This window comes from Enterobacter sp. CGMCC 5087 (assembly GCF_003144775.1).
In the GTDB taxonomy this organism is placed as follows: Bacteria; Pseudomonadota; Gammaproteobacteria; order Enterobacterales; family Enterobacteriaceae; genus Enterobacter; species Enterobacter cloacae_M.
In genome coordinates, this window is the sequence record NZ_QFXN01000029.1 from 1 (window position 1) to 13,062 (window position 13,062).

Consider the following 13,062-nt stretch of genomic DNA (forward strand, 5'->3'; position numbering starts at 1 on the left):
GATGTTTGGCATGAGCCAGAACCTCGGCGGCCTGCTGGGTTCCGCGATCCTCGGAACCTTCCAGACCTGGCGCGAGAAGTATCACTCCAGCCTGCTGGCGGACCAGCTCTCCACGCTCAACCCGCTGGTCAACGAGCGTATCCAGCTTTACACCCAGATGTACCGGAGCCTGATTGGCGACAGTTCGCTGCTGGGAACGCAGGCGATAACGCAGCTGCAAACGGTGACGACGCTTGAGGCGAATATTCTGGCTTACAACGATACTTATCTGCTGACGGCGGGCATCGCTGCCGCCACGCTGGTCTGGATTTTATGGCGCTTGCTGCGCCTGCGCATCACTGCCCGTATGGCGCTTAAAAACGCCACCGGCAACAAATAATTGAAAGAGTTCTGGAGAGTTTATGAGTCAGCAGGATGCCGCCAAAGAGCAGGCCAACACCCGCAAAAATGTGCGCATTGTTTCCGTTTTCACCGCCGCTGCCATCGGTATTGTCGGCGTGCTGGTGATCCTTTACGCATGGCAACTGCCGCCGTTCACCCGCCACGCGCAGTTTACCGACAACGCCTACGTGCGCGGTCAGACGACGTTCATCAGTCCTCAGGTGAATGGCTATATCACCGAGGTGAAGGTTCAGGACTTTGTGCAGGTTAAAAAAGGCGACCTGCTGCTGCAGATTGATGACCGTATCTATCGTCAGCGCGTGCATCAGGCCGAGGCACAGCTGGCGATGAAAATTGCCGCTCTCAATAACAACCTGCAGCAGCGTAAAAGCGCCGAAGCGACGATCGCCAAAAACGACGCGGCGCTGAAAAATGCCCGTGCCCAGAGCCTGAAAACCCAGGCGGATTTAAAGCGAGTGAAAGAGCTGACGGCTGACGGCTCGCTTTCCATTCGCGAGCGCGACGCGGCTCTTGCCAGTGCGGCCCAGGGCAGCGCCGACATCGAGCAGGCCAAAGCCTCGCTTGAGATGTCGCGTCAGGATCTGCAGACGGTGATTGTGAACCGCGGCGCGCTGGAGGCGGATGTCGACAATGCGAAAGCGGCGCTGGAGCTGGCGCAGATTGACCTGCAAAACACCCGCATTATCGCCCCGCGCGACGGCCAGCTCGGCCAGATTGCCGTGCGTCTCGGGGCGTACGTGACCGCCGGGACCCATCTCACCACCCTTGTGCCTCCGCAGCACTGGGTGATCGCCAATATCAAAGAGACGCAGCTGGCGGAGCTGCGCGTCGGCCAGCCCGTCAAATTCACCGTCGATGCCCTGAACAACAAAGCGTATCAGGGCCGCGTGGAGAGCATCTCGCCGGCAACCGGCGTGGAGTTCAGCGCCATCACGCCGGACAACGCCACCGGCAACTTTGTCAAAATCGCCCAGCGTATTCCGGTGCGCATCGAGGTGCTCGGCAAGCCTGAGGAGTCCGCCCTGCTGCGTCCAGGCATGTCGGTGCAGGTGACCATTAATACGCGGGAGGGCAAACAATGACCCTTCGCCCGATAGCCGGTCTGGTGCTGGCGGTCATGCTGGCCGGATGCCAGTCCGTTGACGTAAAACCCGCGCAGCCGACGCTGCAAATCCCTGCGCAGTGGCGTGCCGATTCCGGTCCTGCCAGCCCGGCGGAGCAGCTCTGGTGGCGCAATTTTCATGACAACAACCTCAACCGCTACGTGGATCGGGCGCTAAAGAACAACAGCGACGTGCTGATTGCCCGCGAACGGATTAACGAGTATCAGGCGCGGGTCTTTGCGGCCGACGGCAGCCTGTTTCCGTCGCTTGACGCGGGCGTAACGGGGACCCGCGCCCGTTCGCAATCCGCCGCGACCGGGCTGCCGGTCTACGGCACGCTGTACAGAGGTAGCCTGACGGCGAGCTACGATGTAGATATCTGGGGCGTCAACCGCAGCACGGCCAATGCCGCCGAAGCCTCGCTGGCGGCGCAAAAAGCCGCCGCTGCCGCCGCGGATTTGACCGTCGCGTCTTCGGTTGCGTCCGGGTATGTCACCCTGCTCTCGCTTGACGAACAGCTGCGCGTGACCGAATCCACGCTGAAATCGCGAGAAGAGGCATTTAACCTCGCGAAACGTCAGTTTGAGACGGGCTACAGCTCGCGTCTGGAGCTGATGCAGTCGGATTCCGAACTCCGCTCAACGCGGGCGCAGGTTCCCGTGCTGCAGCATCAGATTGCACAGCAGGAGAACGCCCTGAGCCTGCTGCTGGGAAGCAATCCCGGCGCGGTAGCGCGCAGCGAGAGCTTTGAGGCGCTAACGCCGCTGAGGCTGCCGTCACAGCTGCCTTCTACGCTCCTGAACCGTCGGCCGGATATCGTTCAGGCCGAACGCCAGCTGGTTGCGGCTGACGCCTCGCTTGCCGCGTCGCGCGCGAGCCTGCTGCCGTCGATCAACCTGACCGCAACAGGATCGATACAGGATCGCACCCTGTCCGGCCTGCTGGACAACCCGCTTCAGCTCTGGAGCGTCGGGGGCAGTATTCTCGCCCCGCTGCTGAACCGCCAGGCGCTGAATGCGCAGGTGGATATATCCCAGTCCCAGCGTAACCAGGCGCTGTACGCCTATGAAAAAACCGTGCGTAACGCGTTTGCCGAAGTGAACAACAGCCTTGATGCGATTACGCGCTATCAGGAACAGCTGACCGAGCTGCTTGCCCAGCAGGAGGTGGCGCAGGAGACGCTGCGCATTGCGCAGAACCGCAATCGCAACGGCTACTCTTCCTATCTGGACGTGCTGGACGCCCAGCGCACGCTGTACTCGGTGCAGACCAGCGTGGTGCAGGTGAAAAATAACCTGCTGCTGGCGCAGATCGATTTGTACAGGGCGCTGGGCGGCGGCTGGGAGAGCGCGTGAACCGCCTTGCGCGCTGATGCCCTCACCCCGACCCTCTCCCACAGGGAGAGGGAGAAAAATCCAAGGAGTCAATCTATGCAACAAAAATGGTCTGCAGTAGATAATTACATGATTTCTTCGCTGATCCCTGACGATGACGTGCTGAGTCAGGTGCTGGAAAACAACAAACGCGCCGGGCTACCCGAACACGATGTTGCGGCCAATCAGGGGCAGCTGCTGGCGCTGTTCGTGCGCATGACCCAGGCAAGACGCATTCTTGAGATCGGGACGCTGGGTGCCTATAGCTCAATCTGGATGGCGCGCGCCCTGCCGCCGGACGGAAAGCTGGTTACGCTCGAGGCTGACCCGACGCATGCCGATGTGGCCCGCCAGAATATTCACCTCGCGGGGCTGAGCGATCGCATTGAACTGATTGAAGGCCCGGCGCTGAGCTCGCTGGAGAATTTCGGTGACGTTCCGGCGTTCGACCTGATCTTTATCGATGCCGATAAGCCAAACAATCCCGGCTATCTGGTGTGGGCGCTGCACTATTCACGTCCCGGCACGATAATCATTGGCGATAACGTGGTGCGCGATGGCGAAGTGATTAACGGGCAAAGCGACGACGCGCGCGTGCTGGGGGTGCGGCGTTTTATCGAGATGATTGGGGATAACCCGCGCCTAACCGCCACCGCGCTGCAAACGGTGGGGGTTAAGGGATGGGATGGGTTTACGCTGGCAATAGTGAACGGGTGAAAATGATACCCTCTCCCACAGGGAGAGGGAGAAAACCGGGCAAGAGTTTTAAGCGGAAATCTGCTCCATCGCCTGCAGAATACGCTTATCCGAAATCGGATACGGCGTACCGAGCTGCTGGGCAAAGAAGCTGACGCGCAGCTCCTCGATCATCCAGCGGATCGCCTGCACGTCTTCATCGTCGCGGCGCGCCGGCGGCAGCTTGTTTAACCACTGCTGCCACGCCTGCTGCACGCTCTCCACTTTCAGCATCTGCGCGCGATCGCGGTGCGGGTCGATAGCCATTTTTTCCAGACGTTTTTCAATCGCCTGCAGATAGCGCAGCGTATCGCCCAGACGCTTAAAGCCGTTGCCGGTGACGAAGCCGCGATAGACCAGCCCCGCCATCTGCGCCTTCACGTCCGACAGCCCCAGCGCCATGGTCATATCCACGCGCCCCTTCAGGCGCTTGTTGATATTGAACACGGCGGTGAGGATCTGCTCGACCTGTTTGGCTATCTCCACCACGGTGTCGTTCAGCTCTGCGCGCACCTTTTCATGCAGCTGAGCAAAGCCCTCTTCCGTCCAGACCGGACCGCCCGCCTCGTGGATCAGCTTGTCCACGCCGCAGGAGATGCAGTCGTCAATCAGATCCAGCACCTTGCCGTACGGGTTAAAGTACAGCCCGAGCTTGGCTTTGTTCGGCAGCTTCTCGTGCAGATACTTGATCGGCGACGGGATGTTGAGCAGCAGCAGGCGACGCAGCCCGCGCCACATCATCTGCTGCTGTTCCTGCGGATTATCAAACAGTTTGATCGCCACGCTGTCGCGCTCGTCCACCAGCGCAGGCCAGGCTTTGACCTTATAGTTACCGCGCTTCTGTTCGTAGCTTTCCGGAAGCTGACCAAAGCTCCAGATATGCAGCCCGCTCTGCTCGATACCGTCGTCCGCCACCGCAGACAGCGTTTCCTGAACTTTGCCTTTCAGCGCCTCTTTCAGCTCGCTCAGCGAACGCCCTTCCAGCAGCTTTTTGTTTTTATCATCCACCACGCGGAAGCTGATTTTCAGGTGATCGGGCACCTGATCCCAGTTCCAGTCTTCACGGTCGATGGTGGTGCCGGTCATGCGTCGGAACTCACGCTCGAGCGCGTCCAGCAGCGGCAGCTCCAGCGGCGTGACGCGGCCTAAAAAGGCTTCCGCATAGTTTGGCGCAGGCACAAAGTTACGGCGCACCGGTTTCGGCAGGGATTTGATCAGCGCAATCACCAGCTCGCGGCGCAGGCCGGGAATTTGCCATTCAAACCCGCCTTCATCGACCTGGTTTAACAGCGGCAGCGGAATATGAACGGTCACGCCATCCGCGTCGGCCCCCGGTTCAAACTGATACGTCAGGCGCAGCTTGAGGTTGCCCTGATGCCAGAAGTTCGGGTAGTCGAGCTTGCTGACCGACTCCGCCCCCTCTTTAATCAGCATGCTCTTTTCGAAGTTGAGCAGGTCCGGCGTCTCTTTGCTGGCCTTCTTCCACCAGCTGTCGAAGTGGCGGGCGGAGATGACATCGTGGCTGATGCGCTGGTCGTAAAACTCAAACAGCGCCTCATCGTCCACCAGAATGTCGCGGCGGCGGGACTTGTGCTCAAGCTCCTCCACTTCCGCGCGCAGCTTCAGGTTTTCGCGGAAGAAGGCGTGGCGCGTCTGCCAGTCGCCCTCCACCAGCGCGTGTCGGATAAACAGCTCGCGGCTGAGCGCCGGGTCAATCTGGCTGTAGTTGACCTTCCGCGCGGCAACCACCGGCAGGCCGTAAACGGTCACCTTCTCGGTCGCCATCACCGCGCCCTGCGCGCGCTCCCAGTGCGGTTCGCTGTACGAGCGTTTCAGCAGGTGCTGAGCCACCGGCTCCACCCATTCCGGATCGATGCGCGCGGCAATGCGCCCCCACAGGCGGCTGGTTTCCACCAGCTCCGCGACCATGGTCCATTTCGGCGGCTTTTTGAACAGGCCGGAACCGGGGAAGATGGAGAAACGGGCGTTACGCGCGCCGGTATACTCCTGCTTTTCGGCGTCCTTCATCCCAATGTGGGACAGCAGGCCGGTCAGCAGCGCGATATGAATCTCGCGGTACTCCGCCGGCTCGCTGTTGACCGGAATGCCCAGCTCTTTCACCACCTGGCGCAGCTGGGTGTAGATATCCTGCCACTCGCGCACGCGCAGGTAGTTGAGGAAATCCACGCGGCACTGGCGGCGGAACTGGTTCGAGGAGAGCGCTTTCTGCTGCTCGCCGAGATAGTTCCACAGGTTTACGAAGGCGAGGAAGTCGGACTCTTTGTCGTGGAAGCGACGGTGCTTTTCGTCAGACGCCTGCTGTTTGTCCATCGGACGCTCGCGCGGGTCCTGAATGGAGAGCGCCGAGGTAATGATCATCGCCTCGCGCACGCAGCCGTGCTTTTGCGCTTCCAGCACCATACGGGCCAGACGCGGATCCACCGGCAGCTGGCTGAGCTGGCGGCCCAGCGGCGTCAGCTTGTAGACCGTCGCCTGCTCGTCGGTGGTAATGGCGCCGAGCTCTTCCAGCAGACGCACGCCGTCCTGAATGTTGCGTTTGTCCGGCGCTTCGACGAACGGGAACGCGGCGATGTCGCCCAGCCCCAGCGCGGTCATCTGCAGGATAACGGACGCCAGGTTGGTGCGCAGAATTTCCGGGTCGGTAAACTCCGGGCGCGACAGGAAATCATCTTCGGAATAGAGACGAATACAGATCCCTTCCGACACGCGGCCGCAGCGGCCTTTACGCTGGTTAGCGGACGCCTGGGAGACCGGCTCAATCGGCAGCCGCTGGACCTTCGTGCGGTAGCTGTAGCGGCTGATGCGCGCCGTGCCCGGGTCGATCACGTATTTGATCCCCGGTACGGTCAGCGAGGTTTCCGCCACGTTGGTCGCCAGAACGATGCGTCGCCCGCCGTGCGGCTGGAAGACGCGGTTCTGCTCGCTGTTCGAAAGGCGCGCGTAAAGCGGCAGGATCTCCGTGTGGCGCAGGTCGCGCTTGCTGAGCGCATCGGCGGTATCGCGAATTTCGCGTTCGCCGCTCATGAAGATCAGGATGTCGCCCGCGCTCTCGTTGCCCAGCTCGTCAACGGCGTCGAAGATAGCCTGGAGCTGGTCGCGCTCGGTATCGTCCGCCTCTTCCACAATCGGGCGATAGCGCACTTCAACCGGATACGTGCGTCCTGACACCTCGATAATCGGCGCATTGTTGAAATGCTTTGAGAAGCGCTCAGGGTCGATGGTCGCGGAGGTGATGATGATTTTCAGATCCGGGCGACGCGGCAGCAGCTCTTTCAGGTAGCCGAGCAGGAAGTCGATGTTCAGGCTGCGCTCGTGCGCTTCGTCAATGATGATGGTGTCGTACTGCATCAGCAGGCGATCCTGCTGGATTTCCGCCAGCAGAATACCGTCGGTCATCAGCTTGACCATGGTGTTATCGCTAACATGGTCGCTGAATCGCACCTTGTAACCGATGCAGCCGCCCGGCTCCGTCTGCAGCTCTTCGGCAATACGGTTCGCCACGGTGCGTGCCGCCAGTCGACGCGGCTGGGTGTGGCCTATCAGCCCTTTTAGCCCGCGTCCCAGCTCCATACAGATTTTCGGCAGTTGGGTGGTTTTCCCCGAGCCGGTTTCCCCCGCCACAATCACCACCTGGTGGTCGCGGACGGCCTCAAGGATGTCCTGTTTTTTCTGGCTGACGGGCAGGTTTTCCGGGTAGGTAATCGCCGGGCGCGCGGTTTCGCGCAGCACAACTTTCCCTGCTGCCTGTTCAATCTCTTTCGCCATCTCCTGGTAAATGGCCTGTTGAGCATCAGGATTTTTAACCTTCTTAACGCCGTGCAGACGACGGGCGAAGCGCTGTTTGTCGCGCAGCATCAGAGAATCGAGCTGTTGCAGGAGCATCGGGAAGGTCAATTTTTGTTGTTCTGTCATAGCGTTAAAGGGCACTGCACGCCCTGATAAACTCTCTTTTTAATGATTGCTATAGAGTACCACAATGACGCCTTTCGCGCCTTATTCAAAAAATTCGAACATAGGCTTCGATATATTGCGCTATCTCTATGGCAGGATTGTGAATAGAGTGTCAACAAGCAACGGGGCAACCCCCTTCAATCAAATGCAAAAACAGGAATCACCCATGAGCAAAGTATTAGTTTTGAAATCCAGTATTCTGGCAGGGTACTCTCAGTCTGGTCAGCTGTCTGATTACTTCGTTGAACAGTGGCGTGAACAGCATTCCGCTGACGAAATCACCGTGCGTGACCTGGCTGCAAACCCAATTCCTGTGCTGGACGGCGAGCTGGTTGGCGCGCTGCGCCCAAGCGATGCACCGCTGTCTCCACGTCAGCAGGAAGCCCTGGCCCTGTCCGACGAGCTGATTGCTGAACTGCAGGCGCACGACGTTATCGTCATCAACGCCCCAATGTACAACTTCAACATCCCTACCCAGCTGAAGAACTACTTCGACCTGGTGGCGCGCGCTGGCGTAACCTTCCGTTACACCGAGAACGGCCCTGAAGGTCTGGTGAAAGGCAAGCGTGCGATCGTACTGACCAGCCGTGGCGGTATCCATAAAGACACCCCAACCGACCTGGTTGCGCCGTACCTGAGCCTGTTCCTGGGCTTCATCGGCATCACTGACGTGAACTTCGTGTTCGCTGAAGGTATCGCTTACGGTCCGGAAGTGGCGACGAAAGCGCAGACCGATGCGAAAGCCGCTATCGACAGCCTGGTAGCAGCCTAAGACTTCACCCTCTCACCGCCTGGTGGGAGGGTTTTTCTTTTCCCCGCATTTCGTTATCATCCGCTCCCACTCTCCAGCCGGGCGGCCTGATGTCTGCGATTATTGATTCTTTTATTGCCCCACCGTGTCACGACGACATTCAGATCCTCTGGCAGGATGAACATCTGCTGCTAATCGATAAGCCTTCCGGTCTGCTCAGCCTCTCGGGCAAAAATCCGCAAAATCTTGATTCCGTCCATTATCGTCTGGTCCAGACATTCCCCGGCTGCACGCTGGTACACCGTCTGGATTTCGGCACCTCCGGGCTAATGGTGGTTGCGCGCAATAAGGCCATCAACGCGGCGCTGTGCCAGCAGTTCAGCCAGCGCAGCGTGGAGAAGGTCTACAGCGCCCTGCTTTGCGGCCATGTGGAAAACGACGAGGGAATAATAGACGCGCCGATTGCCAAAGACCCGGCGCTGTTTCCGCTGATGTCGATTTGCGCCATCAACGGAAAACCCGCCCGCTCCCGCTATCGGGTCGTGGAACGTTTTTATCAGGGTACGGGACTGCCGTTAACGCGGGTGATACTGACGCCGGAGACCGGGCGAACCCATCAGCTGCGTATTCACTGCCAGCAGCTGGGGCACCCGATTCTGGGCTGCGACCTGTATGGCGGTCTTGAAGCGCTGGGGGCTGAGGAAACGCCCCGGCTGATGCTGCATGCAAGCGAGTTGAATTTTATTCATCCCGTGAGCGGAGAGCCGGTTAACGCCCGTCACGCCGCCCCGTTCTGAATGCGGTTTACCACATCAAATCGTCAGGGATTTTGAAGTCCGCGTACGGATCGTCTTCGTCCTGCTCTTCCTGGCTGAGCGCGCTGTTTAACACGATGCTGTCGGCATCGCGCTGGGCAATTTTATCGGCCACCACCGCCGGAATAATCGCGTATTCACAGTCGCCGCTGGCGTTGATGACCAGACGGGCAATCGCCAGACGGCCGTTGATCAGCTGAGCCTGGGTTTGCTTGTCGACGTCGATTTTTTTGATCAGATTGCCGTCGGTGAAGTTAAAGGTGATGTTGCCTTTCGCCACGGTGATGCGGTTCATCTCAATCAGCTGCTTCACCTGCGCTTTAAACTCTTTCGCCAGCACGGCCTGCTTCTGCTGCTCGCTCAGCAGCTTGTCGCGCTCGATCTGCGCTTTCTTGTTCTCTTCTACCGCTTCCCGAGCCTCGCGCGCCTGAACGCGTGATTTCTTTGCCGTGCGCTGCACTTTCGCCGCTTTTTTGCTGCTGACTAAGCCCGCTTTCAGCATCTGCTCTTGTAAGGTGAGTTTTGTCATGATTGTTTCTAAACCGGTTGGAAATTTTGGGGATTATAGCGGGAATTGAACGGAAATAAAAAATCCCTCTCCCACGCAGCCGGTTAACGACGAGGGCAAGTGCATATCACAGACATATTACGAGCTTCGCCCGGCGGCGCTGCGCTTACACCGGCCTACAAACGACGCTGAACCGTAGGCCGGGTAAGCGCAGCGCCACCCGGCATGAAGGCAGCGACACCTCGAGCATTACACTTCATGAACTTCGCTCATGTTGCATTGAAATTAAGTCACTTCCCCTGCGCCGCGGGCTCAGGCATAAATTATGCATCGGTAACTTCTTAGCAACATGAACTTAGGATGCATAACCACAATGAGCAAAGCTTTCACATATACCCTTAAGCGCAGTTGCTTCGATGAGAATTACAACCCGTCAGAAAATACGCGTACGACCACCAACTTTGCTAACCTGGCGCGCGGGGAAAAACGTCAGGAAAACCTGCTCAATACGCTGGTGATGATCAACAACCGCTTTAACTCCCTGGCGCGCTGGGATAACCCAAACGCCGATCGCTACGCGGTTGAGCTGGAAATCATTTCTGTCGACTTGAACATTGGCGCGGAAAAACCGTTCCCGGCCATTGAGATATTGCAAACCACGATTGTCGACAAAAAAAATAACAAGCGTATCCCTGGCATCGTCGGAAATAACTTCTCTTCTTACGTGCGGGATTACGATTTCAGCGTGCGGCTGCTGGAACACAATAAGAACCAGCAGCACTTCAGCATTCCGGAAAAGTTTGGCGAACTGCACGGCAATATTTTCCGCCACTTTATGAGCTCGCCGGAATACAAAGAGAACTTCAGCAAGGGTCCGGTGATCTGCCTGAGCGTCTCCAGCAAAGACACCTATCGCCGCAACGGTAACCAGCATCCTGTGCTGGGCATTGAATATCAGCCGGATGGCGAGTCGCTGACGGAACAGTACTTCGCGAAGATGGGGCTGAAGGTTCGCTATTTCATGCCGGAAAACAGCGTGGCGCCTTTCGCGTTCTTCTTTACCGGGGATTTGCTGAGTGACTACACCGATCTGGAGCTGATTGCCACCATCAGCACGATGGAGACGTTCCAGAAAATCTATCGCCCGGAAATTTATAACGCAAACTCGGCGGCGGGACTGTGCTACCGACCGGATCTGAACCAGCAGGATCACTCCTTAACCAAAATTGTTTATGACCGGGAAGAGCGTAGCCGACTGGCGATTGAACAGGGTCGCTTTACCGAAGCGTACTTTATTAAGCCTTACCAACACATTCTTGAGCAGTGGTCTGATAACTACACGCTTTAATACATCAAAAAAGGTCTTTTATTATGAAAACATTGCTCCCGACTTCAACGGCTGGCAGCCTGCCTAAGCCGACCTGGCTTGCGCAACCTGAAACGCTCTGGTCCCCCTGGAAATTACAGGATCAGGAACTCCTGGCGGGTAAACAGGACGCGCTGCGCCTGTCCCTGGATGAGCAGATCCGCGCGGGTATCGATATCGTCAGCGACGGGGAACAGACCCGCCAGCACTTCGTCACGACCTTTATTGAACACCTGAGCGGCGTGGATTTTGAAAATCGCCAGACGGTGCGCATTCGTAACCGCTACGACGCCAGCGTGCCGACCGTGGTTTCTGCCGTTGCGCGTCAGAAACCGGTATTCGTGGACGATGCGAAATACCTGCGTCAGCTCACGGACAAGCCGATCAAATGGGCCCTGCCCGGGCCGATGACCATGATCGACACCCTTTACGACGCGCATTATAAAAGCCGCGAAAAGCTGGCCTGGGAATTCGCCAAAATCCTCAATCAGGAAGCGCGTGAGTTAGAGGCCGCGGGCGTGGATATTATCCAGTTTGATGAACCGGCATTTAACGTCTTTTTTGACGAGGTGAACGACTGGGGTATCGCCGCGCTGGAACGCGCCATTGAAGGGCTGAAGTGCGAAACCGCGGTACACATCTGCTACGGCTACGGCATCAAAGCCAATACCGACTGGAAAAAAACGCTCGGCTCAGAGTGGCGCCAGTACGAAGAGGCCTTCCCTAAGCTGCAGACCTCTAATATCGACATTATCTCCCTGGAGTGCCACAACTCCCGCGTGCCGATGGATCTGCTGGAGCTGATCCGCGGTAAAAAGGTGATGGTCGGCGCGATTGATGTGGCAACCAACGCCGTTGAAACGCCGGAGGAAGTCGCCGATACGCTGCGTAAAGCGCTGCAGTTCGTCGATGCCGACAAGCTTTACCCGTCAACCAACTGCGGCATGGCCCCTCTTTCACGCCAGGTGGCTAACGGCAAGCTGAAAGCGCTTAGCGCCGGCGCAGAGATTATCCGCAAGGAGCTCGGCGCGTAATTGCCTTACGTTTGCCAGTAGAGCGGCGTACCGAAAAACGCCACGTAATAATCAATCACCGCCCTGACGTTCAGGGGCGGATGACGTGCGTTAGGATAGATCGCCGCAATATTGAGTTGCTCCGTGTTGATGGCGCACGCCATTTCCGGCATAAGGGCGACCAGCTCCCCCCGCTTCAGCCTGTCGCCAATCAGCCAGTCCGGAAACAGGACGATCCCCATCCCGCCCAGCGCGGCAATGAGCAGCGACTCCGCATTATTGGACGTCATCAGCGGCGCGACGGGATAATGCACCCAATTCTCCCCTTTGCGACGCACGAGCCAGCGGTTAGGCCCGGACGAACCGCGATAGACCAGACATTTGTGCTGGCTCAGTTCGGTCGGATCGGTCGGGACACCGTGTTGACGCAGATACGCGGGCGATGCGGCGAGGTGGTAGCGCTGCTGCCCAAAAACACGGGCGTGGAACGTCGAATCCGTCAGCGTGCCGATGCGGAAAATGAGATCGGCGGCGTCCCGGTGCGGGTCGATAAAGTCATCGGTAAGCGTTAGCTCTATGGTTAACCGTGGATAACGCTCGGCCAGGCCTGCCAGTCCGGGCGCAACGTGTCTCTGTCCAAAAAATACCGGCCCATTTATGCGGACCGTGCCGGAGGGTTCGGTCGAACGTTCGTCCAGCTCCCGACGCGCCTCTTCGAAGTTATCGACCATCGCCCGGGCATAGCGGATAAACAGATGCCCGCTTTCCGTGGGGATCACCGCCCGGGTATTACGATAGAACAGCTGCTGGCCGAGCGCGTCCTCAAGCTGATGAACAATGCGCGACACCTGCGAGGCAGAAATTCCCTCTCGTCGCGCGACGACGGAAAAGTTCTGCGTTTCATAGACGGCAATAAACAGCAGCAGTGAGCGAAGGTTCATGCTTCCGGCATCTGGCATTAATGCATTTCCTGCAATGGTGTTTCCTGCATTATGGCATTTTTCTCACGGGTCTACCGACGTAA

The 13,062-nt window shown here is 58.2% G+C and carries 10 protein-coding genes and 1 pseudogene; 8 read left to right on the plus strand and 3 right to left on the minus strand.

The features are described from left to right. From DEO48_RS02215 to DEO48_RS02230, 4 genes and pseudogenes are all read left to right on the plus strand, one after another. Positions 1 to 379 (plus strand): annotated as a pseudogene (locus tag DEO48_RS02215) (MFS transporter); the annotation flags it as partial. 22 nt (positions 380 to 401) lie between these two features. After that, entirely contained in the window at positions 402 to 1,484 is a 1,083-nt protein-coding gene (locus DEO48_RS02220) for an HlyD family secretion protein (RefSeq protein ID WP_109844232.1), read from the plus strand. Further along, on the plus strand, positions 1,481 to 2,860 hold the full coding sequence (locus DEO48_RS02225; RefSeq protein WP_109844233.1) for an efflux transporter outer membrane subunit: 1,380 nt from the start codon (positions 1,481 to 1,483) through the stop codon (positions 2,858 to 2,860). The genes DEO48_RS02220 and DEO48_RS02225 overlap by 4 nt, the downstream gene beginning before the upstream one ends. Positions 2,861 to 2,935: 75 nt before the next feature. Next, complete coding sequence (locus tag DEO48_RS02230; protein WP_109844234.1) at positions 2,936 to 3,595, plus strand: O-methyltransferase; 660 nt, start codon at positions 2,936 to 2,938, stop codon at positions 3,593 to 3,595. A 48-nt stretch (positions 3,596 to 3,643) separates the two neighbouring features. Here the strand turns inward: DEO48_RS02230 and hrpA are convergent, their stop codons facing one another. Next, positions 3,644 to 7,546, minus strand: coding sequence for an ATP-dependent RNA helicase HrpA (gene hrpA, locus DEO48_RS02235; protein ID WP_109844235.1), 3,903 nt, complete (start codon positions 7,544 to 7,546; stop codon positions 3,644 to 3,646). A gap of 205 nt (positions 7,547 to 7,751) precedes the next feature. Here hrpA and azoR point away from each other — a divergent pair, with 205 nt between their 5' ends. Then, on the plus strand, positions 7,752 to 8,357 hold the full coding sequence (gene azoR / locus DEO48_RS02240; protein WP_008502313.1) for an FMN-dependent NADH-azoreductase: 606 nt from the start codon (positions 7,752 to 7,754) through the stop codon (positions 8,355 to 8,357). Positions 8,358 to 8,446: 89 nt separating this feature from the next. Continuing rightward, complete coding sequence (locus DEO48_RS02245) at positions 8,447 to 9,133, plus strand: RluA family pseudouridine synthase (RefSeq protein ID WP_023311632.1); 687 nt, start codon at positions 8,447 to 8,449, stop codon at positions 9,131 to 9,133. A 7-nt stretch (positions 9,134 to 9,140) separates the two neighbouring features. Here DEO48_RS02245 and DEO48_RS02250 read toward each other — a convergent pair whose 3' ends face one another. Further along, entirely contained in the window at positions 9,141 to 9,680 is a 540-nt protein-coding gene (locus DEO48_RS02250) for a DUF2058 domain-containing protein (protein ID WP_023311631.1), read from the minus strand. A gap of 352 nt (positions 9,681 to 10,032) precedes the next feature. Between DEO48_RS02250 and DEO48_RS02255 the strand changes: the two genes are divergently transcribed. Together DEO48_RS02255 and DEO48_RS02260 are read left to right on the plus strand one after the other, a co-directional pair. After that, positions 10,033 to 11,007 (plus strand): DUF1852 domain-containing protein, encoded by a 975-nt coding sequence (locus DEO48_RS02255; RefSeq protein WP_109844236.1) that lies wholly within the window; start codon positions 10,033 to 10,035, stop codon positions 11,005 to 11,007. A gap of 23 nt (positions 11,008 to 11,030) precedes the next feature. Next, positions 11,031 to 12,059 carry a methionine synthase gene (locus DEO48_RS02260; protein ID WP_023311627.1) on the plus strand — a complete coding sequence of 343 codons (1,029 nt, stop codon included), beginning with the start codon at positions 11,031 to 11,033 and terminating at the stop codon, positions 12,057 to 12,059. A 5-nt stretch (positions 12,060 to 12,064) separates the two neighbouring features. Here the strand turns inward: DEO48_RS02260 and DEO48_RS02265 are convergent, their stop codons facing one another. Beyond that, on the minus strand, positions 12,065 to 12,997 hold the full coding sequence (locus tag DEO48_RS02265) for a LysR family transcriptional regulator (protein WP_109844237.1): 933 nt from the start codon (positions 12,995 to 12,997) through the stop codon (positions 12,065 to 12,067). Positions 12,998 to 13,062 lie beyond the last annotated feature (65 nt).

Bases quoted from the DNA above. Each gene is read 5' to 3' on its own strand.
- DEO48_RS02250 (WP_023311631.1), bottom strand. From the start codon at position 9,680: ATGACAAAACTCACCTTACAAGAGCAGATGCTGAAAGCGGGCTTAGTC.
- DEO48_RS02265 (WP_109844237.1), bottom strand. From the start codon at position 12,997: ATGCCAGATGCCGGAAGCATGAACCTTCGCTCACTGCTGCTGTTTATT.
- hrpA (WP_109844235.1), bottom strand. From the start codon at position 7,546: ATGACAGAACAACAAAAATTGACCTTCCCGATGCTCCTGCAACAGCTC.
- DEO48_RS02260 (WP_023311627.1), top strand. From the start codon at position 11,031: ATGAAAACATTGCTCCCGACTTCAACGGCTGGCAGCCTGCCTAAGCCG.
- DEO48_RS02220 (WP_109844232.1), top strand. From the start codon at position 402: ATGAGTCAGCAGGATGCCGCCAAAGAGCAGGCCAACACCCGCAAAAAT.
- azoR (WP_008502313.1), top strand. From the start codon at position 7,752: ATGAGCAAAGTATTAGTTTTGAAATCCAGTATTCTGGCAGGGTACTCT.
- DEO48_RS02230 (WP_109844234.1), top strand. From the start codon at position 2,936: ATGCAACAAAAATGGTCTGCAGTAGATAATTACATGATTTCTTCGCTG.
- DEO48_RS02225 (WP_109844233.1), top strand. From the start codon at position 1,481: ATGACCCTTCGCCCGATAGCCGGTCTGGTGCTGGCGGTCATGCTGGCC.
- DEO48_RS02255 (WP_109844236.1), top strand. From the start codon at position 10,033: ATGAGCAAAGCTTTCACATATACCCTTAAGCGCAGTTGCTTCGATGAG.
- DEO48_RS02245 (WP_023311632.1), top strand. From the start codon at position 8,447: ATGTCTGCGATTATTGATTCTTTTATTGCCCCACCGTGTCACGACGAC.